14 protein-coding genes, 1 pseudogene and 1 CRISPR repeat array are annotated in these 24,990 nt (G+C 60.2%); of the genes and pseudogenes, 10 read left to right on the top strand and 5 right to left on the bottom strand.

Annotation, left to right across the window (positions count from 1 at the left end; translation table 11 throughout):
- Positions 1-136: 136 nt before the first annotated feature.
- A CRISPR array of direct repeats spans positions 137-2,216; the repeat unit is 37 nt; unit sequence GTCGGTGAGCCCCTTCCATCAAAACAAGGATTGAAAC.
- Between the two features lie 103 nt (positions 2,217-2,319).
- Complete coding sequence (locus tag L6R21_06905) at positions 2,320-2,661, top strand: hypothetical protein (GenBank protein MCK6558912.1); 342 nt, start codon at positions 2,320-2,322, stop codon at positions 2,659-2,661.
- 39 nt (positions 2,662-2,700) lie between these two features.
- A pseudogene (locus L6R21_06900) lies at positions 2,701-3,098 on the top strand (four helix bundle protein).
- Positions 3,099-3,138: 40 nt separating this feature from the next.
- On the opposite strand, the gene L6R21_06895 reads toward L6R21_06900, so the two are convergent.
- From L6R21_06895 to L6R21_06880, 4 genes are all read right to left on the bottom strand, one after another.
- Complete coding sequence (locus L6R21_06895; protein ID MCK6558911.1) at positions 3,139-6,117, bottom strand: response regulator; 2,979 nt, start codon at positions 6,115-6,117, stop codon at positions 3,139-3,141.
- A 1,064-nt stretch (positions 6,118-7,181) separates the two neighbouring features.
- A complete protein-coding gene (locus L6R21_06890) occupies positions 7,182-11,117 on the bottom strand; it encodes a hypothetical protein (GenBank protein ID MCK6558910.1) in 3,936 nt (1,311 codons plus the stop codon).
- A 5-nt stretch (positions 11,118-11,122) separates the two neighbouring features.
- A complete protein-coding gene (locus tag L6R21_06885) occupies positions 11,123-12,253 on the bottom strand; it encodes a serine/threonine-protein phosphatase (protein ID MCK6558909.1) in 1,131 nt (376 codons plus the stop codon).
- A gap of 471 nt (positions 12,254-12,724) precedes the next feature.
- Positions 12,725-13,639, bottom strand: a complete 915-nt coding sequence (locus L6R21_06880; GenBank protein MCK6558908.1) for a cation diffusion facilitator family transporter — start codon at positions 13,637-13,639, stop codon at positions 12,725-12,727.
- A 252-nt stretch (positions 13,640-13,891) separates the two neighbouring features.
- Between L6R21_06880 and L6R21_06875 the strand changes: the two genes are divergently transcribed.
- The 5 genes from L6R21_06875 to L6R21_06855 all read left to right on the top strand — a co-directional run bounded on the left by L6R21_06875 (position 13,892) and on the right by L6R21_06855 (position 18,888).
- A complete protein-coding gene (locus L6R21_06875; protein MCK6558907.1) occupies positions 13,892-14,680 on the top strand; it encodes an SDR family NAD(P)-dependent oxidoreductase in 789 nt (262 codons plus the stop codon).
- Between the two features lie 18 nt (positions 14,681-14,698).
- Entirely contained in the window at positions 14,699-15,772 is a 1,074-nt protein-coding gene (locus L6R21_06870) for a hypothetical protein (GenBank protein MCK6558906.1), read from the top strand.
- A gap of 614 nt (positions 15,773-16,386) precedes the next feature.
- Positions 16,387-17,295, top strand: a complete 909-nt coding sequence (locus tag L6R21_06865; protein MCK6558905.1) for an amidohydrolase family protein — start codon at positions 16,387-16,389, stop codon at positions 17,293-17,295.
- Between the two features lies 1 nt (position 17,296).
- On the top strand, positions 17,297-17,623 hold the full coding sequence (locus L6R21_06860; protein MCK6558904.1) for a hypothetical protein: 327 nt from the start codon (positions 17,297-17,299) through the stop codon (positions 17,621-17,623).
- Positions 17,624-17,928: 305 nt separating this feature from the next.
- The gene (locus tag L6R21_06855; protein ID MCK6558903.1) at positions 17,929-18,888 is read left to right on the top strand and encodes a patatin-like phospholipase family protein; all 960 of its coding nucleotides are present in this window, start codon (positions 17,929-17,931) and stop codon (positions 18,886-18,888) included.
- 559 nt (positions 18,889-19,447) lie between these two features.
- Here L6R21_06855 and L6R21_06850 read toward each other — a convergent pair.
- The gene (locus L6R21_06850) at positions 19,448-20,449 is read right to left on the bottom strand and encodes an NAD(P)H-quinone oxidoreductase (GenBank protein MCK6558902.1); all 1,002 of its coding nucleotides are present in this window, start codon (positions 20,447-20,449) and stop codon (positions 19,448-19,450) included.
- Positions 20,450-20,776: 327 nt separating this feature from the next.
- Here L6R21_06850 and L6R21_06845 point away from each other — a divergent pair, with 327 nt between their 5' ends.
- From L6R21_06845 to L6R21_06835, 3 genes are all read left to right on the top strand, one after another.
- Positions 20,777-21,757 carry a carboxypeptidase regulatory-like domain-containing protein gene (locus tag L6R21_06845; GenBank protein ID MCK6558901.1) on the top strand — a complete coding sequence of 327 codons (981 nt, stop codon included), beginning with the start codon at positions 20,777-20,779 and terminating at the stop codon, positions 21,755-21,757.
- 78 nt (positions 21,758-21,835) lie between these two features.
- Positions 21,836-23,326: a sigma 54-interacting transcriptional regulator gene (locus L6R21_06840; protein MCK6558900.1), complete on the top strand. Its 1,491-nt coding sequence runs from the start codon at positions 21,836-21,838 to the stop codon at positions 23,324-23,326.
- Positions 23,313-24,971, top strand: coding sequence for a serine/threonine protein kinase (locus L6R21_06835; GenBank protein ID MCK6558899.1), 1,659 nt, complete (start codon positions 23,313-23,315; stop codon positions 24,969-24,971). Before L6R21_06840 ends, L6R21_06835 begins: the two co-directional genes overlap by 14 nt.
- The last annotated feature ends 19 nt before the right edge of the window (positions 24,972-24,990 follow it).

The raw sequence follows: 24,990 nt of genomic DNA, 5'->3' as shown, positions 1-24,990 counted from the left end.
ACAGCGTCGTCATCAACATCAAAGGCCAAAGCTACCGCCTCAAAGACAAAACCGACAAGGAGGCCGTCAAGTGACCATCTAATCACCTCCCCAAAGTGGTATACTTTTCACGACCACGTTTGGTATACTTTTACAAGACCATTGACACCTTCCATCAAAACAAGGATTGAAACAAAATGCTTCCAAGTCTTTTGCGGAAACTCTCTGGATGTCGGTGAGCCCCTTCCATCAAAACAAGGATTGAAACTCATAGACAACCATTACAACCCCGCTTTCTTTGGCGTCGGTGAGCCCCTTCCATCAAAACAAGGATTGAAACTCGCAGATACGTTCGGCCGGATTATCGCGCGAGGTGGTCGGTGAGCCCCTTCCATCAAAACAAGGATTGAAACCCGTCACCAAACGAAACGTCCGCCATGCGGTCATCTGTCGGTGAGCCCCTTCCATCAAAACAAGGATTGAAACATGAAGATCACGAGAATCGCCGGCAAGATTTCGCTGAGTCGGTGAGCCCCTTCCATCAAAACAAGGATTGAAACCTGGATCTTCGGTGTAATCAAGTACGATATTCGCTGTCGGTGAGCCCCTTCCATCAAAACAAGGATTGAAACTTGTAGAGCCGCGCCTCGATCCGAATTGTTCCGCCGGGTCGGTGAGCCCCTTCCATCAAAACAAGGATTGAAACGCTAACAAAAAGAGCAGATTGCTGAATTCGTGTTCGTCGGTGAGCCCCTTCCATCAAAACAAGGATTGAAACACTGCAGCACAGTTTGATCAGCTTCGTGTTTTAATAGTCGGTGAGCCCCTTCCATCAAAACAAGGATTGAAACAGTGTAGATCACCCTACTTGCTGCTCATTGCAGGGAGTCGGTGAGCCCCTTCCATCAAAACAAGGATTGAAACATCGGCGCAAGCTGTCGCTCGAGCCAAGTGGCCTTGTCGGTGAGCCCCTTCCATCAAAACAAGGATTGAAACTCTGAAAGTACATGAATCTCCGGAAAAGGTCACGATGTCGGTGAGCCCCTTCCATCAAAACAAGGATTGAAACATAGATACAAAAATAAGCAAGGCAAAGGGTTAAAGGTCGGTGAGCCCCTTCCATCAAAACAAGGATTGAAACTCTGTTCACAATTTTCAAGTCTCTCCCACGCCGCGGTCGGTGAGCCCCTTCCATCAAAACAAGGATTGAAACACAGCAAGATTGAAATATAGTTGCTCTTCTGGCAAAGTCGGTGAGCCCCTTCCATCAAAACAAGGATTGAAACCTTGTAGCTCTTTTACTTTCCGCCATTCTGTTGTTGGTCGGTGAGCCCCTTCCATCAAAACAAGGATTGAAACTTCCCACAGTTTGCGGCGGTAGTAATTTTGAGACGGTCGGTGAGCCCCTTCCATCAAAACAAGGATTGAAACCGCAACCTGCATGACCGGTTTTCCGGTTTCTTGCACTGTCGGTGAGTCCCTTCCATCAAAACAAGGATTGAAACCCGTGGCATCAATTCGGCATTGAAATAGCGGTTGCGTCGGTGAGTCCCTTCCATCAAAACAAGGATTGAAACAATCGAACGTATCCTTGCATATCCCATTGAACCTTTGTCGGTGAGCCCCTTCCATCAAAACAAGGATTGAAACATGTATTCCATCATCCGCTCGTGCGAACTGCCATGGTCGGTGAGCCCCTTCCATCAAAACAAGGATTGAAACACGATCAGGCTTGCCGTCAAGTCTGCCGACGTGCCGGGTCGGTGAGCCCCTTCCATCAAAACAAGGATTGAAACCCATTTTCAATCCTTTCTTGGTTAGTTGCGATTCTCAGTCGGTGAGCCCCTTCCATCAAAACAAGGATTGAAACAAGAGGAGACAGACCCGGACGGTGAAAAAAAGCTATCGTCGGTGAGCCCCTTCCATCAAAACAAGGATTGAAACCAATGAAGACTTGCGAAAGGCTTGACATGCCGGCAAGTCGGTGAGCCCCTTCCATCAAAACAAGGATTGAAACAGGAGCAACGTTAGTGCCCAGTGTCCCAAGTGCATAGTCGGTGAGCCCCTTCCATCAAAACAAGGATTGAAACCGCCTTCGCGATTCGTGTTGAACGTAATCGAGCCAGGTCGGTGAGTCCCTTCCATCAAAACAAGGATTGAAACTAATACTGCAATTCGGTAAGCTTCCACCGCGCGCGCTGTCGGTGAGCCCCTTCCATCAAAACAAGGATTGAAACTGCTGCATGATCGGGCGCGGCCTTTTCAATGGCACGCTTCACCTACTGACCCGATGAAAAAGGGATTGAATGTGCTGGGGCGAGCGGGTGCAAGGATGCACGAATGCGAGCGGTGGGGCAAAGGGCAGGGGGGCGGGGAGAAAGGGTGCTGGGGGCGGTAGCAGGGAGGGCTTGGCGAAGCTCGGAAGCGGAAGCATTATTGAGTTTTGCACAAACAAATGGAACCGTAACGCAATACTTGGTTTGCTGTCATTCAGGAGGAATCCTTTTTCAATCCCGCACAGTGCTCAATTTCAAAAAGATGCTTCCAGCAAGACATTTGCCTTTTGCTTTTGCAAACATCAATAGTACAAAAACGCAGAATGCGGATGAACCTTCCTTGACCAGCGCTGGCGCTTCCCCAAAAATGAAGAAGCATCAAAACAAGAATGCAGAAAGCGGATGAACCCGGCAAGGGGCTCTGTTTGAGAGGAGGGAACTCACCATGCGGGACAAGCCGATCCAAGCTCATCATGAGTTGGAAGTGTGCCCAATCTCCTTTCGGGCAGCCCTGACGATTTTCCACGAATCCAAGGCCTTTCCCCGGGAGGAAGTGCACTCTCTGACCGACCAGATTCGGCGCAGCTCGCGTTCGGTGTGCGCCTCCTTCGCCGAAGCCTGCCGCAAACGGCGCTAGCAGAAAGCCTCCCTGCTCAAACTGAACGACGCAGAATCCGAAGCAGCAGAGACTCAAACCTGGCTGGAGTTTGCGGTGGAATGTGGCTACCTCAAAACAGAAAAAGCGCGCGCGAACTCCATAAGGCATACAACAACATCATCGGCAAACTGGTAAACATGATCAACAACCCTTCACCCTGGTTGCTGTCAAGACAAATCGACTAACCACACTCGCCCCCGCTCCTCATCTCCCCATCCCTCCCCCTCACGGCACCACCGCCACCGGTGTGAGCTGGGTAATCATGTTCATCAGTTCCTGCACGTGCAGCGGTTTGGAAACGTAGGCATCGACGCCGGCAGCCAGGCAGCGTTCGCGATCGCCTTTCATGGCATAGGCGGTCACTGCCACGATGGGCGTGCGGCCGCCGGTGATCTTCTCGAGCTCGCGAATGGCGATGATGGCCTCGAAGCCGCCGAGCGCAGGCATTTGAATGTCCATCAGGATCAAATCAAAGCGCTCGGCGCGAAAAGCAGCAACCGCATCGGCGCCGTTGCCGACGGTCACCACCGTGTGGCCGCATTTCTCCAGCAGCCGGGCCGCCAGCCGCTGGTTGATTTCATCGTCTTCCGCGATGAGAATGTGCAGCCGGCCCGGTTCTCGGCTGCGGCGCGGCAGAGGCGGCCGGCCGGCGTTTTCCTCCACCAGCCGGCGGCCGGCCAGCAGCGTTTCGGCGAGGTCGGTGAGCTTGACCGGCTTGGTGAGATAATGGCGGATGCCCAACTCGCGGCAGCGGGCGGCCTCGGCGTGCAGCCGCGCGGGCGAAAGCATCATGATGACGGCGCCGGCCCAGCCCGCGGTCTCGCGCAGCCGCGCCGCCAGCGCAAAGCCATCGAGATCATCAAGCGAGGTGTCGATCAACGCTAAAGTAAACGGCTGGCGCGATTCGCGCGTGCGATTGAACGCGGTGTGGGCCGCCTGGCTGGAAGCGACGGCCAGTGGCTGTAGGCCCCAGTCACGCAGCGTGGCGGTGAGCACCTGACGCAGGGTGGCATTGTCCTCGACGATCAGCACCGCCACGCCGGCCAGCTCGGGGAGATTGGCAAAAGGGCCGGCGAGTTTGTTTTCCGGCAGTTGCAAACGCGCGGTAAAATGAAACACGCTGCCGCGATTGACTTCGCTCTCCACCCAGATTTTGCCGTCCATCATGCCGACGAGCTGCGTGCAAATCGCCAGGCCCAGGCCGGTGCCGCCGAATTGCCGGGTGGTGGAGCTATCCCCCTGAGTGAAGGGCGCGAAGATGATTTTATGTTTCTCCGCGGGAATGCCGATGCCGGTGTCGGCGACGCTAAAATGCAGCAGCACGGCGGCGGGCGCGAGGCTTTCAGTGACGACCGTGACGACGATTTCACCGCTTTCCGTGAATTTGATGGCATTGCCCACCAGATTGACGATGATTTGGCGCAAGCGGCCGGGATCGCCGATCAGCAAATCCGGCACCTCGGACAAAATGTGGCAAACCAGCTCCAGGCCCTTTTGATGCGCGCGCAGCCCGAGCGGCGCAATCATGTCGCCCAGCGTCTCGCGCAGGTGGAAGCCGATCGGTTCGAGCTCGAGCTTGCCCGCTTCGATTTTGGAGAAATCCAAAATGTCGTTGAGCAGCACCATCAGGGCTTCGGCGGAGTCTTTGACGAGGTGGAGATACTCGCGTTGTTCCGCGGTGAGGTTGGTTTCGAGCGCCAGCTCGGTCATGCCGAGGATGCCGTTCATGGGCGTGCGGATTTCGTGGCTCATGTTGGCAACGAACTGGCTTTTGGTGCGGCTGGCAATCTCTGCCACTTCTTTGGCTTGATGTAACTGTTCCTGGGCGCGCTCGCGTTCCAGGGCAATCTCGGCGAGCTGGCTGGCGATTTCTATCAACTCGAAGTCGCGGGGCGCGGGCGGCCGTGGCACGGCAAAATACAAATCCAGCGTGCCCAACACTTCACCGCCGGCGGTGAGTATCGGCGTGGACCAACAGGCGTAGGCCGCGAGCTTGCCGTTGGCCGGAGGAGATGCTTGCAGCGTGTCGGGCGGAAGCTGGTGGCGGCCGGCGGCGGAGGCTCGTTCAGCGGAGATGATTTGTTTTTTGTGAAAGACTGCGGCCGCGCACACGCCATGTTTCGGATTGATGGGCAGGCCGTCCAATGCCGCCACCAGCGCGGCCGGCAAATTTGGCCCCGCGCCGAATTGCAGGCAGGCGCGGTTGGCGTCATAACGCATGACCGCGCAGCGGGCATCGGGTACCTGGGTTTCGACGAACTGCGCCAACTCGTGCAACACTTCGGGCAGAGGCTTGCCGCGCGCGATGAGTTCGAGAATGTGCTTCTGGCCGGTGAGCAGCCGCTCGGCGGCCTTGCGGCTGGTGATGTCACGAATAAGCACCTGGGTGGCGGGGCAGCCCTGGTAGGTAATGGACACCGCCACGACTTCGGCTTCGATGATGCGGCCATCGAGGCGCACCATGGTTTCTTCGATCAACTCGGCGGCCTGGCCGGCGCCGGGCGTTTGATAAACACGAGATTTCACCTTTTCCCAATAATCCGGATGCACGTAATGCTGCAGCGAGCGGCCCATCAGCTCTTGCGGGCTGGCAGCGCCAAACAGACGGGCGCCGGCAGCGTTGACGTAAACCACGATGCCTTCACTGTGCACGATCACGGTTTCGGGAGAAAAATCGACCAGGCAGCGATAACGTTCTTCGCTCTCCACCAGCGCCTGCTTGGCGCGTTTGCGTTCGGTGAGGTCGCGGCCGAACACCGAGACGCCGGTGATTTCGCCGCCGGCGCCGAAAATGGGATTGAAGGAGACTTCGAAATCGCCGGAGGAATCGGCAAAGTCGTAATGCTGTTCGACGGTGAAATGTTCGCCGGCAAGGGCGCGGTCGTAGAGTGCCCGCCAGGTTTGCGCCAAGTGCGGAGAGACCGTGGTGAGGATGTTCATCCCCTTCTGCAGCTCGATGCCGAACGCCTGGCGGAAGCGCCGGCGGAAGGTGGAGTTCAGGATGAGTACGGCATAGTTGCGGTCCACCGACCAAATCGAGTCGTGGGAATTTTCGATCAATGCCAGGAGATTGGCCTCGCTGTGCGCCAGCTCGCGGGCGTGGCGGCTGAGCGCCAGCAAATGGCGGCGGCGCAAAACCAGGATTGCGATGCCGATGCCGCAGGCAATCACCAACAGAATGAGCGGAATGTGCAGGAGAAGCATGGCGCAAGAGTTTACGTGCGTGAGCCAACCGAGCCGACGTTGCTGCGGTAGAATAGCGGCATTGCCGCACGATTGCGCTTGCCGGGCAGAGAGGTGTGGCATGACCTGCAGCGCGCATGCGAAAATTGCCAGGGCAGGCTACCGCCACAGCGAAACTGCGCAGGTCGATTTGATGGGAGGAACAGAATGGACAGGATGAACAGGACTGATGCAACTTGACAATGCCGAGTCAACCCTGACACCATTCAGCGTGTCCTGCTGGAAGCACCTTTTCCAGGGTGCTGCCCAGCCACGGTGAATCTTGCGACTCGCAGCCTGTTCAAGGTTATTCCTCCGGCATGGGGAGATTGGTGGAGAAAACCACCAACTGAACATTGTCAACAAAACAGATTCCGTGCATCCTGTTAATCCTGCCTGAAACGCCTTTTGCGGATTGCGATGTTGGGTTGACAAATGTGCCGGATCGGGAAGGAGAGATTCAGTTCCAGCAAGACAAGAGGCCCCACCCTCCTGCAATCATTTTGTCCCCAATCATTTTGCCATCAAGAAATCCCCCCAGCCAGGCCCACCGCGCGGCTCGACAGGATGAACAGGATTCACAGGATTTACGATTCAGCTCTTTGACTAGATAAACAGGTTCTGAAATTCATCCAGTAGATTCTGACAATCCTATCGCAAGCGCCTTCTGGGCTTTGACGGGCTGGGCTGACCAATGCGCCGTATCGGGAAAGAAAGATTCAATTCCAGCAAGACAAGAGGCCCCACCCTCCTGCAATCATTTTGTCCCCAATCATTTTGCCATCAAGAAATCCCCCCAGCCAGGCCCACCGCGCGGTTCGACAGGATTGACGGGGTTTGAAAATGAATCCTGTCAATCTTGCTTAAAATGCCTTCTGAGAATTGCGATGTTGGGTTGACGAATGCGCCGGCTTGCGCGCAGGAAGGATTTTCTTGCAGAGAAAGAAAGTGGCCCTCACTCCTTCAATCATCCTATCCCCTATCCCCTATCCCCATCACCTCTGCCCCTATCTCTCTCATCATTCGGCCAAAAAGAAATTTTCGCCTCACTCCGCCAGCCAGGGCCGTTGTGCGGCGCAGCCGAGTTCGAGCTGCGGATCCGGCGCGCGGCAATATTCGCAGCAGCCTTGCTCGCGCAATTGCCGGCGCGTGCGATGCTGGCGATTGCTGATCTGAATCACGATCGGATACTCTCCGGCTGCGCGGCGCAGGCGATGGCGTTGCCGGCGGCGTTGCGCTTGACCCCACCACTCAAAACGAAAGCGTCCGGGCGCGATCAGCCAAAGCTGGCGATAAAGCGCCACGCTATAGTCAAACCAGGCCGCCGCGTTTTCAGGACTGCCGGCCGGCATGATTTGCAGCAGCGCGAGCGGCAGAATCTGATGCAGCCGGCGTTCATAGTCCGCCAGCGACCAGCGATTGTCGCGCAGTAAATCGCGGGTGTAACGCCGCACGCCGAACAAGCGGCTGAGCGCAAACCGGCGATTGTGGCAGGTCATGTTTTTGAAGTATTCGACGTTGAGCAGCCATTCTTCGGCAGCCGGAGATTCGCGGTTGCCGCGGTTCTGCAGTCCCGCAAACCGGCGGAAATTGAGCAGATTGAGCACCAGGGCAATCATGCCGGGATCGTTGCGCTCGGTGTGGCAGCAGCAGAAAATGCGGGCATAGCGCGGCAGGGTTTCGGCATAAGGCGGCAGAGCGGCGGCGCTCTCGGCGCTGCGGCCGCAACTGTAATGGGGCGCATGCAGCAATTCACGGTTTTGACCGTGTGCGCGCCAATCCGCAATGGCCTCGCGATTGGAGGCAACGATGTAATGTTGATAGGAAGCGATCGGGCAGTTGGTCATGCCCGGGCAGAAATTCGGACCGGCAGCTTGCTCTGCCTGCGCGCCCAGAAGAAGTTCAAGAAAAGTCCTGGTCTCGAGTTGCGGCTGCGGATTGCCGGTGGCCAACTGCAACAGGCGCGGCACCGGCAGGTTGGCCGACTCGGCGGGAGCAGCCGTGGCGTTGCGATAATCGTGGCCGTCGCTGGCATAAGCGCGGGCGGCGAAGAGACTGCCTTCCTGCTGCTCCGGCTGCAAATCGCCAATCGTGCAGCTGTGCAAATCAGCATAGCCGCTCAAGCCAAAGCCGCGGCCGGCCACCGCGAGCTTGAGATGGCGCAAATAGTGAAACACGGGCCGTGCGATTTCCGTGGCGCCGGCGGGCAGAATTCTGTGCAGCGGCGCCTGCGCCGTGGGCGCGAAGGTGAGTCCTGCCAGCCGGCTGCACAAATCCGGCAGCGCGTTGGGCAAGCTGGGCAGGCAGGCATTCAGCTCCACGGATTCGCCCCAGTCTTGTTCATGAGCATCGGCGCGCCGGCCGGCCAGCAGACTCACCGGCACTTCCGCGGCCAGTTCCCAATTATCGCGAATGCCCGAGATGATTTCTTCAGTGTCGGCGAGGGCATCCTGCGCGCTATCGCCGAGCAAGCGGCGCGGCGGCTGGCGGCGGAAATGCGCATAGCGCGGATGGCCGGCCGCCGACGGCTCGTGATACAGCCGTGCCAGAACGTCATAGAGTTGAAAGGCGTCGCCGATGTCTTTGCGCGCGGCGTCATCGCCGTGTGCGCCGCCCAGCAGAATCAAAGGCAGGCGATAATCGGCGCGGCCGTATTTGAAGCGCTCCAGACTGTTGAGCAGCTTCAGGAAGTACATGTGCGATTTGTCGATTTCATCGTCGTTGATCACCACGAGGTCGGGCTGGAACTCATGTAGGCAGTGTTCGAGAATGCCGGATTCATTGCTCTGCATCAGGCAAGTGGGCACGGGAAAGTAAAGCGGCCGCTCCGCGCCCGGCGCGGTGTAGTAGCGCGCGCCGGTGAGATAGTTGCAGCGCCACCACCAGTTGAAAAACGTCTGCCTCTCGCCGGCGGCAGGCGCAAGCGCCACACCCGCGGGATCGTCGCGGTGCGGCGCCGGCCGCGGCAGCGGATGAACCGACTCGCGGCCGGAGATGATGAAGCGCAGCATCTGTGAAAAAAGCGCGGCTTTGTGCGTGAGATCCGCGCCCGGCCAGGCATGCCACAGCGTCTCCAGCATGTAGTGGTTGGCTTTGTTCAAGCCCACCACCAGGATGCGCGGAGGGCGGCGGCCGGCGGGCAATTGCGGCAGCGTCTTCAATACCGCGGCAACCAGCCGCTGGCCGAGCGCCACGCCGCTGTCTTGTTTGGGATAAACAAACGTGATCGGAAAGCGCGTGGCTTTATAGGTCAGATTCACCATTTGATCGCTGCGGCTGACGCAGATGATCGCACGCAAGCCGGCGCCGGCAGCGCGGTCAAACACCTCGCGAATGCGCTCCTCCTGCGACACGGTGCTGATGAGAAAACCGGCGCGCTCGAAATTCACCCGCGACATGGTGAACGGCTCGGTCACATCGCCCTGCACGATGGGCACGAGAATGCGCCGGCGGTGGCCGGCGTCGCGGCGAGGGTGCGCGGCGCTGAATTCCTCCCGCCGGTCTTCCAGCGCCGCCACCACGCCGAAATTGCCGAGAAAATCGTTGTGCGCGGAAAACAGCAGCTTGCTCAAGTCGCGGTCGACGATCATGAAGGCCGGGCACAATTCTTCGAGATCAAGCTCCGGCGAAATGATCTTCTCGAACCGCGACCGGCGGCCGGCGGCAGCCTGGCGGCGAATTTTCACCAACTCGCGATCGACCACGCGCTGGCCCAAGTGGCCGTAGCCGAAGACCACGAGATGGCCGCGCATGTCGAGAATGAGATTCGCCAGCTTGGTGTTGAAATACGTGGTGAAAGTGCGGTCAACATACACGCCGGCATACACCAGCGGACTGACCCAGGCGGCGAGCAGCGTGAAGGCGAACAGAATCTGATCGGCGCCCACCATCGCGTGCAGCAGCAGCGGCTTGCCGACCAGGTCGACGATCAACGGCATGGCGATCAGAAAAAGCCACACCAGCAGGCCGGCGATCGTGAACATGGGGTTTTGCGCGAGCACGGCGAGATAGAATTGGCTGGCATAAGCGGGAACGCTCAGCAGGCGGCGGCAATAAAGCGCATCGTTGTGCCACACCGGCGGCAGAATCAGGCTCATCAAGCGCAGCGGCATGATGCCGTTGAGAAACAGCAGAAACGCGCCGGCGAGCGCGATGCTGATCAACGGCAGGCGCTCGCCGATCAAGCCCGGAATCTCACTCTCCAACACGCGCCCGGGCAGGGTGAGGAAGCGATAAGGCTGCAGCAGGCCGGGGAGATTGAGCGGATTGCCGCCCTCCCAACTGAGCCAGCGCCGCACGACTTCGGCGAAAGTCAAATCACCGGCGTGCGCGGCATTGCCGACCGCAAAGATGAGATTGACGGCCCACCATTCGAACAGCACCACGAGATAAAGGCCGATGAAAAAACTCAAGGCGCCGAGCAGCACGCGCGGCAGCAGCAGATGCGAACGCAGCGGCATTTCGGTGAGCGCGCGGCGCTGCTGCGGATTGCGTTGCAGCCGGCGCAGCGCGCGTTTGAGCAGCCGGTAGCGCCGCCGGCCCGGCAACACCACCGCGGTATCGAGGCGCAAGTTGCGCAGGTTGCGCAAGAAAACATAGACGCTGGCCGCATGAAAGATCACCACGCCCGCGATCAGGACCACCGGACTGGTGCGGGCCACGAGCAGCTTGCGAAACAACTCATAGGGGAAAATCAAACACAGGATGGCCGTGAGTATGAGGGTGAGGAGCAGCGCGAGGGTCAAGGCGTAACGGGGATAAAGAAGCTGCTTGCGGCACCAGGTAAGCGGCAGCCACAGCAACTCGAGCAGCACATAGGCGCAGGCGAAGTGGCCGAGCAGCAGGCCGGCATAGACGCCGTAATGGCCCACGCCGTCGATGGTCCACGCGCTCAACACCGTGGTCACCGCCGCGGCCGGCAGCGCGGCCATGAGATTGGGCCGCCAGGACAGTCGCAGGTTGGTGCGCAAAGTTTGCCACATGGCAATCAGGCGTTGCGTTTGATGATGACGAAGGTGGTATCATCGCGCATGTCGGCGCCGCGCCGAAACTGCGTGAGTTCCTGCAGCAGTGCCTCGCGGATGGTCTCGGCTGGGGCGTGATGGTGGTGCAGCAATACCCGGCGCAGGCGTTCTTCGCCAAACTCCTGGCGGTCGGGATTGCAGGTCTCGCTCACCCCGTCGGTATAAAGCAGCAACGCATCACCGGCGGCCAGCGAGGTCTGAATGACTTGCAGGTTGTCGCGAAAAATGCTGTGCTGCTGGCCGGCATTCTCGCGGGCGGCGTTCCGCTCCGGCGCCAGGCCAATGGCCAGGCCGTTGGGCTTGAGCCAGAAACAATCCTGGCGCTGGGATTCGAAGCGCAGCGCCGGCGTGTGGCCGGCCCGGCAAAATTGCATGTCGCCGTTCGGCTGCAGCCGCACGATCGCCAGCGTGAGAAAGTAGCTGCGTTTGAGCTCACGCAGCAGATGTTCGTTCAGCCGCAGCATCAATTCGCGCGGGTCCTGCGACTCGCGCGCGCAGATTTGCAGGAGTGTTTGCACCTTGGCGGTGTAGAGCGCCGCAGAAATGCCCTTGCCGGACACATCGCCGATGACCACCAGGCAGCCGCCGTCCGGCAGGGCGATGAAGTCGTAGTAATCACCGCCCACGCTGAGCGCGGCATCGCTGAAACCGACTGCGGTGAAGCCATTCATGTGCAGCTTGTGCCGCGGCAGCAGGCTCAATTGAATCTCACGCGCAACGGCCAGCTCGTCTTTCGCCACCAGCTTGTCCGCCAGCTCGAGCGCGAGCAGGAAATTCATCACCAAAAAGGCGTTGACCAGCCAGGACAATTCGCGATACCAAAAAGCCAGGATCACAAAAAGCAGAGAGAGGGCATACAGCAGGCGCCGCGCCGGCGTCAATTTCAGCAGAAAGGCGAGAAAGAGATTCCTGCTGAAGAGCAGCAGGCGGCGTAACGGTTTCTGCGCGGCGGGAGTGCGCGGCATCTGGCGCGCGTAGAATTCATACATGCCGCGCGTGTCGACCTTGATCAGCCGCTCGATCTCGGCGGTGGTCAGGCCGCTGGCGAACAATTCATAGAATCGGTGCAAAGCTCGCTGGGGGCGTTCAAGCATGCGTGCAGGCGGCGGTTGATTGCGGTACAGGTTTGATGATTCGAGTCCGTCCGAAATCATGACCTTTTGAGAAAATGTTCCGGCAATGGCCTGGCCGGTGCATCACAATTCTCTGAGTCTTCACGACACTCAAAGTCTCGGCAACTTCGTTGCGGCCGTGATTGGAACATTTTCGGACAGCCACTGAGTCTACCCAAACTCAACGGGAGAGTGCCACAGCCTCGGCTGTGAATCGCGGGCAAACCTACACAGCGCCGCCAGCAAAGTCAAGGCTTTCTTCCCGGAGACGAATGGCGCAAATAGTGTCTGTCCCAAAATGAAGAAACCGCCCGGGCGTTCGGCCCCGAAGCGCGCACAAGCCAGAGGCTACGCGCTTTGGCTCATGACGAAGCGCCCGGGCGGTGGTGTTTTGGGATGAAGACGAATTAGCCGCGCGCGGAAGAGAAAGGCGGCGGAAAAAACGGGCGGTGCTCAACCGGCGGCGGCCACGGTGCCCGGCTCAATGTGCACATTGACGTCGACGATATCTAGGCCGGCGGCGCACAGGTGGCTCTTGACTTCATGGGCAATTTCGTGACCGTGGCGCACGGTGGCCTCGCCATCGACGATGACGTGAATGTCCACCTGATAAGTGAACCCGCTTTTGCGCACACGGCATTTCTCGATGTCCAGCACGCCGTCCACGGTTCTGCCCAATGCGCGGATTTTCGCCACCAGCGCGGGCGAGGGCGCAGTGTCCATGACTTCGCGGATGGCCTCGCGCAGCAGGCGGGCGCCGTTGCAGCCAATGACGCCGCACGCCAGCAGCGCCGCCCAATCATCCGCGCTCTCATAGCCGGGGCCGCCGAACAATGCAATCGCAATGCCGATGAATGCCGCCGCCGAAGTGATGGCATCGGAACGATGGTGCCAGGCGTCCGAGCGCACCGCCGTGCTTTTGATCGCATCTCCCACCTGAAAGACAAAACGAAAGAGCAACTCCTTGCTCGCCACCACCAGCAGCAACACCAGCAGCGTGAACGGCGCCGGCGAATGATGCGGCGTGAGAATCTCGCGAATGCTCTGAATCACCAGACCGAGCGCAGCGCCCAACAGTCCCAACGCCACCACCAACGCGGCCAACGGCTCGGCTTTGCCGTGGCCGAAAGGATGATTGGCATCCGGCGGCCGCGCCGCGATTTTCAGCCCGCTCATGACCACCGTGGTGCTGAAGATGTCGAGCGTGGACTCGATGCCGTCGGCGATCAGCGCGTAGGAATTGCCGACCACGCCGGAAATGATCTTCACAATCGCCAAACCGGCATTCACCAGCACGCCGGTGAGGGCGGCGCGCATACCCTGGCCGGCGCGATCGCTGACCTCAGCGTACGGTTGTGGTTTCATCATCCTGCCTCGTTGCTGCGCTCAATTCGTCAATAGCAAAACGGTGCGTGTCTTGAAGCGTGACCGGATTATATCAAAATCATCCTTCTCGAAAAAGAAAAATGTCGGCCGGCTGCAAAGGCGCGCGACCGGCGCGCGAGGCTGGGAGCCGCGGCTTGACATGGCCGCGATTTGTCGCTATCTTGCCGCCAGCCGATGCTTGCGATCGGCGTTGCTGGCGGCGCTGCTGGTTTGCGAGAGAGGAGGAAACGGAAAATGAATCGTGCAGTGGCATCCTACTGGTCGGGAAAGACCGTGTTGCTCACCGGCGCCTCTTCCGGCCTGGGCGCCGCGGTGATCGAGGCCCTTGCCCCCTTGGGCCTCGCCTTCGGATTGCTCAGCCGGCGGGTGGAATTGCTGCAGGCGCTGGCCGCCCGGCTGGCGCACACCGGCAGCACGTTTTGGCTGCGCGGCTGTGACGTGCGCGAGCGGCAGCAGGTCTTCGCGGCGGTGCGCGCGTTTCATCAGCATGCCGGCCGCCTGGATGCGGTGTGGGTGAACAGCGGCGTGAGCCTGGATACTTCCTTCCGCAACTGGACCTGGCAGGCCGCGGATACGGTGCTCAACACCAATCTGCACGGCGCGCTGCACACGATCATTGCCGCGCTGGAAATCATGGTGCCGCAGCGTTCCGGAGTGATTGTCGGCATCGGCTCCGCGGCCTCGATGCGCGGCCTGCCCTATCGCGGCCTGTATAGCGTGAGCAAGATCAGCCTGGCTTATTTGCTCGAAAGCCTGGCGGTCGAGCTGCCGAAAATTCAATTCACCATGATTCATCCCGGATTTGTGGACACGGACATCAACCGGGGCAATCCCAACCGCTTTTGGCTGATGCAACCGCCGCAAGCCGCGCGTTTGATGATCACGGCCGTGGCGAAGCGCAAGCGGTTGTATATTTATCCGAGGCGCATGAGCCTGTTGTATCGCCTGACGCAGGCGCTGCCCACGGCGCTGTATGTACCGCTGCTGCGGCGGCTGATGCACTTGAGCAAGCCGGGGCAGTGAAATTCAGCTTTCTCACCAATGAACTCCTCCCTGCTCCAACCAGCCGCGCGCTGGCTCGATGAACTCTTCTGCCGCGGTATGCAGACCATTGCGCGCCGCCAGCAACGTAAGTTCCCGCCTCTTTCTCCCACGGCTTCCCGCGCGGCGCAAGCCGCGTCTCTGTTTCCGCCAGTGAGTGCCTGCCGCAGTGAAGAAGTGCAGGGCACTGCCTGGCAGCGGCAGGGCCAAGTCTGGCGCCGCGATTTCAGTTTTCCTTCCGCGCTGGTTTCCGCCTGGCCGAAGAACGACACGGTTTTCGTTCGTACCTTTGCCCCGGAACGCCAGCTCCACCGGCCGGCGGTGATCGTGTTGCACGGGTTGATGAGCATCTCGACGCTGGCGTATCGACCCTTTTTGCAGGCAATTGTGGCGGCGGGCGCCTCCGCCTATTTCCTCGAGCTGCCTTATCATCATCGCCGCACGCCGCCAGGCAGCTTTTCCGGCGATCTCTTCTACACCGCGAATTTCGAACTCACCTGGCAGGCGGCGCGCCAGGCCATCGCTGATGTTCGCCGCCTCGCACTCTACCTGCGCGCCAACGCGGCGCCGGTGATCGGCATTCTCGGATTCAGCCTGGGCGCGTGGCTGGCGGCCTTGACCGTCTGCGGCGAGCCGGCGCTCGATTTTGCCGTGCTCGCCATGCCGCCGGCTTCGTTCAATGATTTGGTGTGGGATTCGGTGCTGGGGCACCGCTTGCGCGCGCAGCTCGAACGCGCGCAGTGGTCGCGGCCGCAAACCGCGGCGCTGACCGCGCGTCTGGATCCGCTCGGCTACCGGCCGTTGCTGCCGCCGGAACGCCTCGAGATTTTTGCGGCGGCGCACGATGCGATCGTGCCCCTCACGCACGTGCGGACGCTGCAGCAGGCTTGGTCCGTGCCGCGCCTGCATGAATATGCCGCCGGTCACCTCACGATCATGCTGTCCCCGCAGTTCAAACGCGACGCTGCTAATGTGCTGCAACTGCAATTGCAGCAAGGCCGAAGGGCTGCGCCGGTGCCGGCTGGCGCGACGGCGTTGCCAGCCTCGCAACTGCGCTCTGCTTTGCCGCCTTAGGCGCTTGGTGCTTCGAACTCAGAATAGAATTCTGAAAGATTCTTGACTACAAAGCAAGCCTCTGCACCACGGCGACGCGGAGAGCACAGAGTGGTCACATCAAGAAAGCCTTTCTCTGCGTTCTCCGCGTCACGGGCGGTTTTGGCAATGACCTTGTGACTGCGCGGTGTCCCCAACTACCGGCCTGTTGCCTCGATTCGCAGAATCGGCCTCTCGGTCTTTCATTCCGGCGAATTTTGTGAAGTGCTCGGCAGTGTGCCCAGATCTTCACAGGATCCTTGCAGGATGACAGCGGTGGTGGATTTACATTTCAAGGTAACAGACACCGAGCGTAGTCGCTTCAAACTTGAACCGGCGCAAAAAGAGCAGGAATTCTCTCACCACCAAGACGACAAGAAAAGAGCTTGGCGTCTTAGTGGTAGAATCTGTTTCCGGCTTGCAAGGGGCCAGCGCACGCGGGCCGGCGCGGCCATTCCCCTTCGCCTGCAAGCATTTCACGGTGCCGCGCGGCGTGGCCGGCCAAATGCGGCCTTGCGCCTTTGCCGGGAATTGCTATTTTGCACGGCAGCAGACCATTGCCGACCTCACTCTGCGACTGCGAAAGGTAGGGCGCCATGTTCCTGTTCGATTCCCACCTGCATTTCTTCTCCCACGATTTCTTCACCGCCATGATCCGTCAAAAAGATCCGGCTGCCAACCTCGAGGAGGAACTCACCAAGCTGGCGGCGGCCGCCAACCTCGAGCTGCCCAGCCGCAAAGTGAGCGCGCATCTCAAGCGCTGGCTGGAGGAGCTTGACCGCCACCACGTCGATCGCGCAGTGATTTTTGCCAGCCTGCCGGAGGAAATCGTGGCAGTGGCCGAGGCGCTCGCGCTCGCCGCCGGCCGCTTGACCGGCTTTTTCATGATCAATCCCCGCAACGGCGGCAGCGTGGAGCTGGTGCACAAGCTCAGCGAGCAACTCCAATACCGCGGCGTGCTGCTGTTCCCGGCGCTGCATCATTATCATCTCTATGACGAGGCCTTGCTGCCGTTTTTCGAAGCCGTGGCGCAGCGCCGCCTGAGCGTGCTCGTGCATTGCGGCATGCTGCAGATCAAACTGCGCGATCTGGCCGGCCTGCCCCGCGTTTACGCGAGCCGCTTCGCGCAACCGCTCGATCTGCAGCCGGTTGCCAATCGCTTCCGGCAAACCGCATTCATCATTCCGCACTTCGGCGCCGGCTTCTTCCGCGAAACCTTGCTGCTGGGCGCGCAATGCGAAAACGTATACGTCGACACTTCCAGCTCCAACGAATGGATCCCCACGCAACCCGAGAAGCTCACACTCGCGGAGGTTTTCCACCGCAGCCGCGCCGTCTTTGGGGCTGAACGGCTGCTGTTCGGCACCGATTCCGGTGTGTTTCCGCGCGGCTGGCGCAACGAGGTACTCAATACGCAGCGGCTGGCCATGGCACAGGCGGATTTCACTCAAGAAGAGATGGCATTGGTCTTGGGGGAAAACCTGCGGCGCTTGTTGGAGAGCTGAGATGGATCGCGACTATCTGGCGGAACTGGCCGAGGCGCGCGCCGTGCAAACCGCCGGCAACCTCGGCCGGGCGCGGACGTGTGCGCGGCGCGCCGCCGGCATGGTGTTGCGCGCAGCGATCGGTGTCGGGCCGTCGCCCAACTGCTATGCCCCCACTTTCATCCTGGCTTTGCGCAAACTGGCCGCGGATGCCGCCTATCCGCTGACCGTGCAGGCAGCCGCAGGCCGGCTGGTCGACCGCTCGAAACCCGACCGTACCAGCGCCGCGCAGAACCCGGTGCAGGATGCCGAAATCATCCTACAATATTTCGGCTTTCCCATTTCATGAGCCGGACGCGACGGAACACCCAAAAGCAACGCGCACGCCAAGCGGCAAGAGGCAAAGAGGCGCAAGCAAAGATTTGACTTCAGTCTGCCGTAAATGGAGACAGCCAATGATTACCAGATCTTGACGAACCTTTGCGGCTCTGCAGCGCTGCGGGAATTCTTCATCACGTCGCCGTGGTGATGCGCGTCAGGCGGGCCGGTCAAAACAAACTTGCTCCAGAAAACGCTGCGGCTCACCCGCCTCGCGATCATCACTGCAAGTCCATGTGGCAGCTCGGTTCAGCGGGAGAATTTGAAAGCAGATCTATGCAATCGCTCAAAGCACTGTGGCGGCGTCCGCGCGTGGGTTTGGCGTTGGGCGGCGGTGGCGCCCGCGGCCTGGCGCACATCGGCGTGTTGAAGATCCTCGAAGCCAACCACATTCCGATCGATGTGATTGCCGGCACCAGCATCGGCGCGCTGGTGGGCGCGGCCTACGCGCTCGAGCCGCGGGCCACGGCCGTGGAGAAACTCGCGCTCGAGTTCATCAGCAGCAATGAATTCGAGAAAAGCGGATTGGAACTTTTCAAGAAGAAGAAGGAGGCGGAAAATTTCTTCGCGCAGGTGGCGACCTACGTGAAGGAGCGCATCGTCATCAATCTGGCGCACAGCCGGCCTTCGCTGGTCGGCGGCTGGCGCATCGCCATGGCCGTCGATTTCATCGTGGCCGACAAGAGTTTTGACGAAGTGCAGGTGCCGCTGGCCTGTGTGGCCACGGATTTGACCACCGGCGAGGAGATCGTGTTTCGCGAAGGCCGCCTCCGCCGCGCGGTGGAAGCCAGCATGTCCATTCCGGGATTTCTGCCGCCGGTGAATCATCGCGGCTATCAGATGGTGGATGGCGCAGTCGTGGCGCCGGTGCCGATTCTGGCGTGCCGTGAGCTGGGCGCCGAGATCGTCATCGCCGTCGATGTCGGACAAACCCTCGACGGCCTGCCGGAATTTGAAAACGTGGTGGACATCATCTTCCGCGCCAATACCATCACCAGCCGCCGCTTGAATCACATGCTGTTGCAACTGGCGGATCTGACCGTGCGGCCCAATGTCGGCAGCGTGCATTGGGCGGAATTTCGCCGCGCGCGCGAGCTGGTGGCAGAGGGCGAACGCGCGGCAGCGGCAATGTTGCCTTCGCTGCAGCGCCTGCTGCGGCGCAAATCACGCTGGTGGAAGCGGCGGTCTCACAAGAATGGGGCCAATGGCTTGGGGAGGGTGAGAACAGCGGGATAGCCGGTTGTGCGATGAAAGCACTCGCGCGCAGACAAATCCCGGTGACCGGCCGGGCGCACCGCCGAGTGCGTCGCGAGATTCGTTTGCAGGACGGGGTGGAATTACGCTGACAATATCGAGTCGCCCCCCACACGATTTTGCGTATCATGCTGGAAGCATCTGCTTGAACGTGCCGTACCGCCAGTGTGGATTTTGCGGCTCGCAGCTTGCTCACGAAGGTGCCTGCGGGTTGACACGAGGAGGGGAGGAATCCGTCACCTTATAGCGCTCTCAAATGGGCGCGAGAGAATCGCAGTCTTGCCCCTCGTGGGGCACTGTGGCAACCGCGAATCTATTGGCTTTGACCGCCGCCCACGAGGGGCGGGGACTGCGAACCCGTTCACCAAATTGAAAACCGCTGCAACATTGTCAAGTTACTGGCATCTGAATTTTGCGTTGTGCTCTGGCCAATGCCGCCTGGCATGCCCCCAGAGGTGAAGATGTAAGAGTCGCAAAATTGTGACTCTCCTCCATTGGGTGCAGGTCGTCTGTGGACGACTTGCGTTTCTTCGCCTGCGATTCAATTCGCAGGCGCCTCGGCCAAGCCCTCCACCTGCAACACCACCTTTCCCACATTGCGGTTCGTCGCAACATAGGCATGTGCCTGCTCGACTGCGGTGAGCGGGAAAACGCAGTCGATCACCGGCTGCACCAGGCCTTTGCGCAGCAGCGGCATGACCTTGCCGCGGAACTGGCGGGTCAACTCGGCTTTTTCCTCCAGTGTGCGCGAGCGCAGCACGGAGCCGATCACCCGCTGGCGGCGCCGCAGCAGCACGGCAAGATCGATCTCCGCCTTCGCCCCACCCATCACGCCGATGATCACCAGCCGGCCTTTCAATTTCAACAGCGAGAGATTTTTGGCGAGGTAGGAGGCGCCGATGCAATCCAGAATCACGTCAACGCCGGCGCCGTTGGTGATCTTCAACACGCGCTCGGCAAAATCACCGGTGCGATAGTTGATGGCATGATTGGCGCCCAGTTCCAGGCAGCGCTCGAGTTTGGTTTCGGAACCGGCAGTGACGATCACCCACGCGCCGGCGTAGCGCGCGAGTTGAATCGCGGCAGTGCCCACGCCGCTGGCACCCGCGTGAATCAACGCAATTTCCCGGGCGCGCAGGCGAGCTTCGCCAAACAGGTTGGCGAATGCGGTATAAAACGCTTCCGGCAGCGCGGCGGCGAGTTCGAAAGTCCACGCCGGCGGAATGGCGAGCAGCAAGTCTTGCGGGCAGTTCACATATTCGGCATAGCCGCCGCCGGGCAGCAGACAGCAAACGCGGTCGCCGACCTGCCAGTGCGACACTTCCGCGCCGGTGGCGACAATCACGCCCGCGGCTTCCAGCCCCATGATGTCGGAGGCGCCGGGCGGCGGCGGATAAAAGCCGCGGCGCTGCAGCAGATCGGCGCGATTGACGGCAGTGGCGTGGACTTTGATCAGGACTTCCTGGCTGCGGTACTCCGGCATGGGGCATTCGGCAAGATAGAGCTGGCGGGATTCGTCGTTTTTGACATGAATGGCTAACACGGCGAGTATCCTTTGCGCTTGGGCTGGTGATCCCCCGGGGACGGCAGTTCTTCCGCACTGCGGGCTTTCAGATTACAGGATGGCAACTTTTTCGCCGCGCGCGCGAGACCGCGGCACTGCCGCCGGTTTCATCCGGCTGGCGCGGGCCTGCCGCGCCGCCGGCGCGGTAATTCAAGTCGCCGCAATCTACTAGGCCTCTTAACAAATTGCAAATTTTATTTCCGCCACTTTTGCGCTGCCTCTCCAAAACCGCCCGCCTGCCGGTATAATTCCAGGTTAAGCGGGGAGCAAGCAAGGTTGCGTGGATTCATTTGGATTCGGATTTCCATGATGAGATCACTGATGGCGCTACCGGCTGCCCTGGTTCTGAGCGGCTGCTTCGGCGACGTGCCTCATGAAAACCCGCTCGATCCCGGCTCGGATCGCTTCGTCGAAACCGGCGTGCTGCGCGGGCAAGTGACGACCTACTATCAGCCCTTTCTGGCGCTCAGCGGCGTCACCATCGAGTTGTCGCCGCAAAATCTCAGCACCGCCACCGATAGCGACGGCCTGTTCAGCTTTCGCGAAGTGCCGGTCGGCGAGTATTGGGTCTTCGCCCGTGATCCGCGCTATGTAAAGGACTCTGTGCGCGTGCTGGTGCAGCAGGAAACGCCGCAGCGCCTGCTGTTCAAGCTGGATGCGCTTCCCCAGATCACCAGCTTTGCCGGACGCACCTTTCATGTCGGCAGCCTGCCTCCGGAAGAGGACGTATACTTTGCGCTGTTCGAGGCGGAAGTGTCCGACCCCGACGGCTTGGCGGATATTGCCAGCGTGGTCATCGAGCTTCCCGCCTTGGGCTTGCAGGATACCATGCAAGTCACGGCCGCGGCCGGCCTGTTTGATTTCAGACTTTTCGGTTCAGAATTGCCGCAGGGGGAACTGCACGCGGCCATCGGCTATCCCATCCGCCTCAACGTCCGCGACCGATTGGGCAGCAAGGCCAATCCCAAAGAACTGATTCTGTTTCGCATTATTGATCAATTGCCCGAGGCCAGCACACCGCGCGACTTGCAAGTGGTCACCGCCCGTCCACGGCTGAGCTGGCGGCCAATGGACCTGCCCTTTCCCTTCCGCTATCGCGCGCGCGTGACGCGCGTGGTGGGCGGCATCAACACACTGGCTTGGGAGAGTCCCGCTCTCAGTGAACAGGACTCAGCCGTGACGGTGGATCGCATCCTGGCCGGCGGTGAATACCGCTGGACCGTTTCGGTGAGCGATGAATTCGGCAACACCAGCACCTCTGCGCCGGCGGCCTTTCGCGTGCAATGACGTGCGCCGGCGGGCTGCCGGCGGCACAGGCAAACGCGGCAGCAACCGGCTGGACCATGGAGGTGGTCGCATCAACCTATGACGACTCTTTCTGACCGCCAGACGGGCGACGCGCTTTCAGCGCTTTCCCGCATCAGCACCATCATCAACACGCTGCGCGAGCTCGATCCCCTGCTGGAAAAAATCATGGACATTGCAGTGGAGACCGTGGGCGCGGAGCGCGGCTTCATTTTGCTGAACAACGGCAACGGCGAGCTGAGCGTGCGCACGGCGCGCAACATTTCCGCGGAAAACATTCAGGACATCACCGACATTTCCAACAGCGTGGTGCGGCAAGTCCTGCAACGCAGCGAAGCCATGATCAGCTATGATGCGCAAGCCGACGAGCAGTTGCGCAACGCGGAGAGCATCATCCTCAACCGCATTCAATCGGTTGCCTGTGTGCCGCTCGCCATCAAACAGAAGCCCATCGGCGTGATCTATCTCGACAGCATTCTGCAGCGCAGCGGCTTCACCGAGACCAGCGTTCCCTTCCTCAGTGCCTTTGCCAACCAGGCGGCCATCGCCATCGAAAACGCGCAATTGTACGAGACCCTGCGCGAGGAAAACCGCCATCTGCGCAAGCAGGCCGCCGCCGGCAGCGCCTTCGCGGGCATCATCGGCCAAAGCCCGAAGATGAAGCACGTGTTCGACATGATGAACAGCGTGCTCGAGTCCGATGCCACGGTGCTGATTCTCGGCGAGAGCGGCACCGGCAAGGAACTGGTGGCGCGCGCGCTGCACTACAACGGCAGCCGCCGGGAGAAGCCGTTCATCGCGCTGTTTTGCGGCTCGCTGCCGGAAACGCTGCTGGAAAGTGAGCTGTTCGGCCACAAGAAGGGCGCCTTCACCGGCGCGATTGCGGAGAAAAAAGGGCTGTTCGAAGCGGCGCATGGCGGCACCTTCTTTCTCGATGAGATCGGCGATCTTTCCCCCAATCTGCAGACCCAACTTCTGCGCGTGCTGCAGGAGGGCGAGATCAAGCGGGTCGGGGAAAATCAGGTGCGCCACGTCGACGTGCGTATCATCGCCGCCACCAACAAGAACCTGGCCGAGGCGGTCAAAAACGGAACGTTTCGTGAAGACTTGTATTACCGCCTCAACGTCATCAACATCGTGATGCCGCCGCTGCGCCAGCGCGCGCGCGATATTCCGCTGTTGGCGCATCACTTTCTGCGCAAGTATGCCGCCAAGAACCGCAAAGAGATTGCCGGCTTCACGCCCGAGGCGATCGATCAGCTCACCGGCTATTCCTGGCCGGGCAACGTGCGCGAGCTGGAAAACACGATCGAGCGCGCGGTGGTGCTGGCGAAAGAGACCTGCCTCACCGCGGCGGATTTGCGCCTGCAGGAGGCCGGCCGCGAGCTGTTTTTGCCGCAGGGCATGACGCTCGAGGAAATGGAACGGCGGCTGGTGGAAAAGACGCTGGACGAGCTGGACAACAACATCACGCATGCCGCCGAACGGTTGGGGGTTTCCCGGCGCTGGATTCATTACAAAATGAAGCAATGGCACAATGGTCGCAATTGAGGGATACGAGATCTTCGCCGAGCTGCGGCGCGGGCCCTGGGTCAGCGTGTTCAAGGCGTTCGACCATCAAAACCAGCGCATGGTAATCATCAAGGCGTTGACCGAACCCGCTGCGCCCCTGCATGTGCGCGAGCAATTGCGCGTCGAAAGCGAAATCGGCCGCCGTTTGGTGCATCCCAATCTGCGCCAGGTTCATGCCGCCGGCGGCCTGGACGACAATCCCTACCTCGTGCTGGAATACGTCGAGGGCGGCACGCTCGCCGAAGTCGTGCAAAGGCCGCTGCCCATCGAATTGTGCGTGTGGATTGCCAAGGAAGTCGCCCGCGCCTTGCAGGCGCTGCATCAGCACGGCATTTTGCATCGCGACGTCAAGCCGAAAAATATCTTCGTGGCGAGCACCGGCGAAGTCAAACTCGCGGATTTGGGATTGGCGGTTGATCTCGACGAAGCTCAGCGCAACCTCGCCGGCACCATGGCCTACTTTCCGCCCGAAATCGTGCTCGGCCAGGCGGCCACCGAAGCCAGTGATTTGTTCTCGCTGGGCGCGGTGTTGTATGAGATGCTCACCGGTGAAGCACCCTTTGCCGATCACACGCAATCCGCTCTGTTGCATCGCATCGCAAATCTCGATCCCACGCCGGTGGAGAAGCTGCGGCCGCAGATTCCCGCGGAGCTGGCCGCGCTCTCCCGCAAGCTGCTCGCCAAGGCACCGGAAATGCGCTTTGCCTGTGCCGCCGATTTGCTGGAGGCACTGGAACATTTCGAACGGCGTTACGAGCTGCGCACCAATGCGCAGAAACTGGTGAGCTTTCTCGAGAGTCCGGAAACCTATCCTGCGGTCAAATATGACTCTCCGGTCGAGCCAGTCTCTGCACGGCCGCCGGCGACCAAGAAAAAGCAAACAGCCCGGCCACTGCGGCGTCTGGTGCCGGCCACGGCATTGGTGCTGGCGAGCATCAGCATCGGGCTGTTGAATATTCAATTCGATCATGCCGCGCCGCCGCCGGCGGAAACGAAAAACGCGGCAGAGATGCCTCCCAAAGGCGGCGACACCGCCGGCGAGATTCCGCAGTCCGAATCTGCCGCTGCGCCGCCGGTCTCTGCGGCGGAAGCCTCGCGGCCGCCACTCACAGCGATGCCGGTGCCGGTCGCCGCCCGGGATCAAGAGAACAGCACCGCGCCACCGGTGACAACCACGGCGATGAATTACAATGGCGTCCCCAATCGCCGGATCTTGATCATGAGTGAGCCGCGCGCCAGCGTCTACGTGGAAGGCGATTCGCTCGGCGCCACCCCGCTTTATTGGCAGCCGGCAGCGGCCACGCGCGTTTACGAGTTGCACTTCGCAGTGCAAAGCCTGCCGGTGGTGGCCGCAGAAGTTGTCGCGGCCGCGCTCGAGTCTGACACGTTGTATCTCAATTTGCATGATGAAATCGGCTATTTGGAGGTGGCCGTCAATCCCTGGGGTGAAATTTGGGTTGACGGCAGAGCTTATGACACCACACCATTAGCGGCACCACTGGCACTTTCCCCCGGCTTGCATGAAATCAGTGCGCGCCATCCGCGCCTGGGCACTCAAACGCAGCGCGTGATCGTTGCCAAGGGTGACACCCTGCGCCGGTTCTTCGATTTGTTCCTGCCTTGAAATTGGCCTGAGCAGTAAT

The organism is bacterium (assembly GCA_023150945.1).
Lineage (GTDB): Bacteria > Zhuqueibacterota > Zhuqueibacteria > Zhuqueibacterales > Zhuqueibacteraceae > Coneutiohabitans.
Note: the sequence above shows the minus strand (reverse complement) of the source record. Positions and strands in the feature narration are given on the sequence as shown.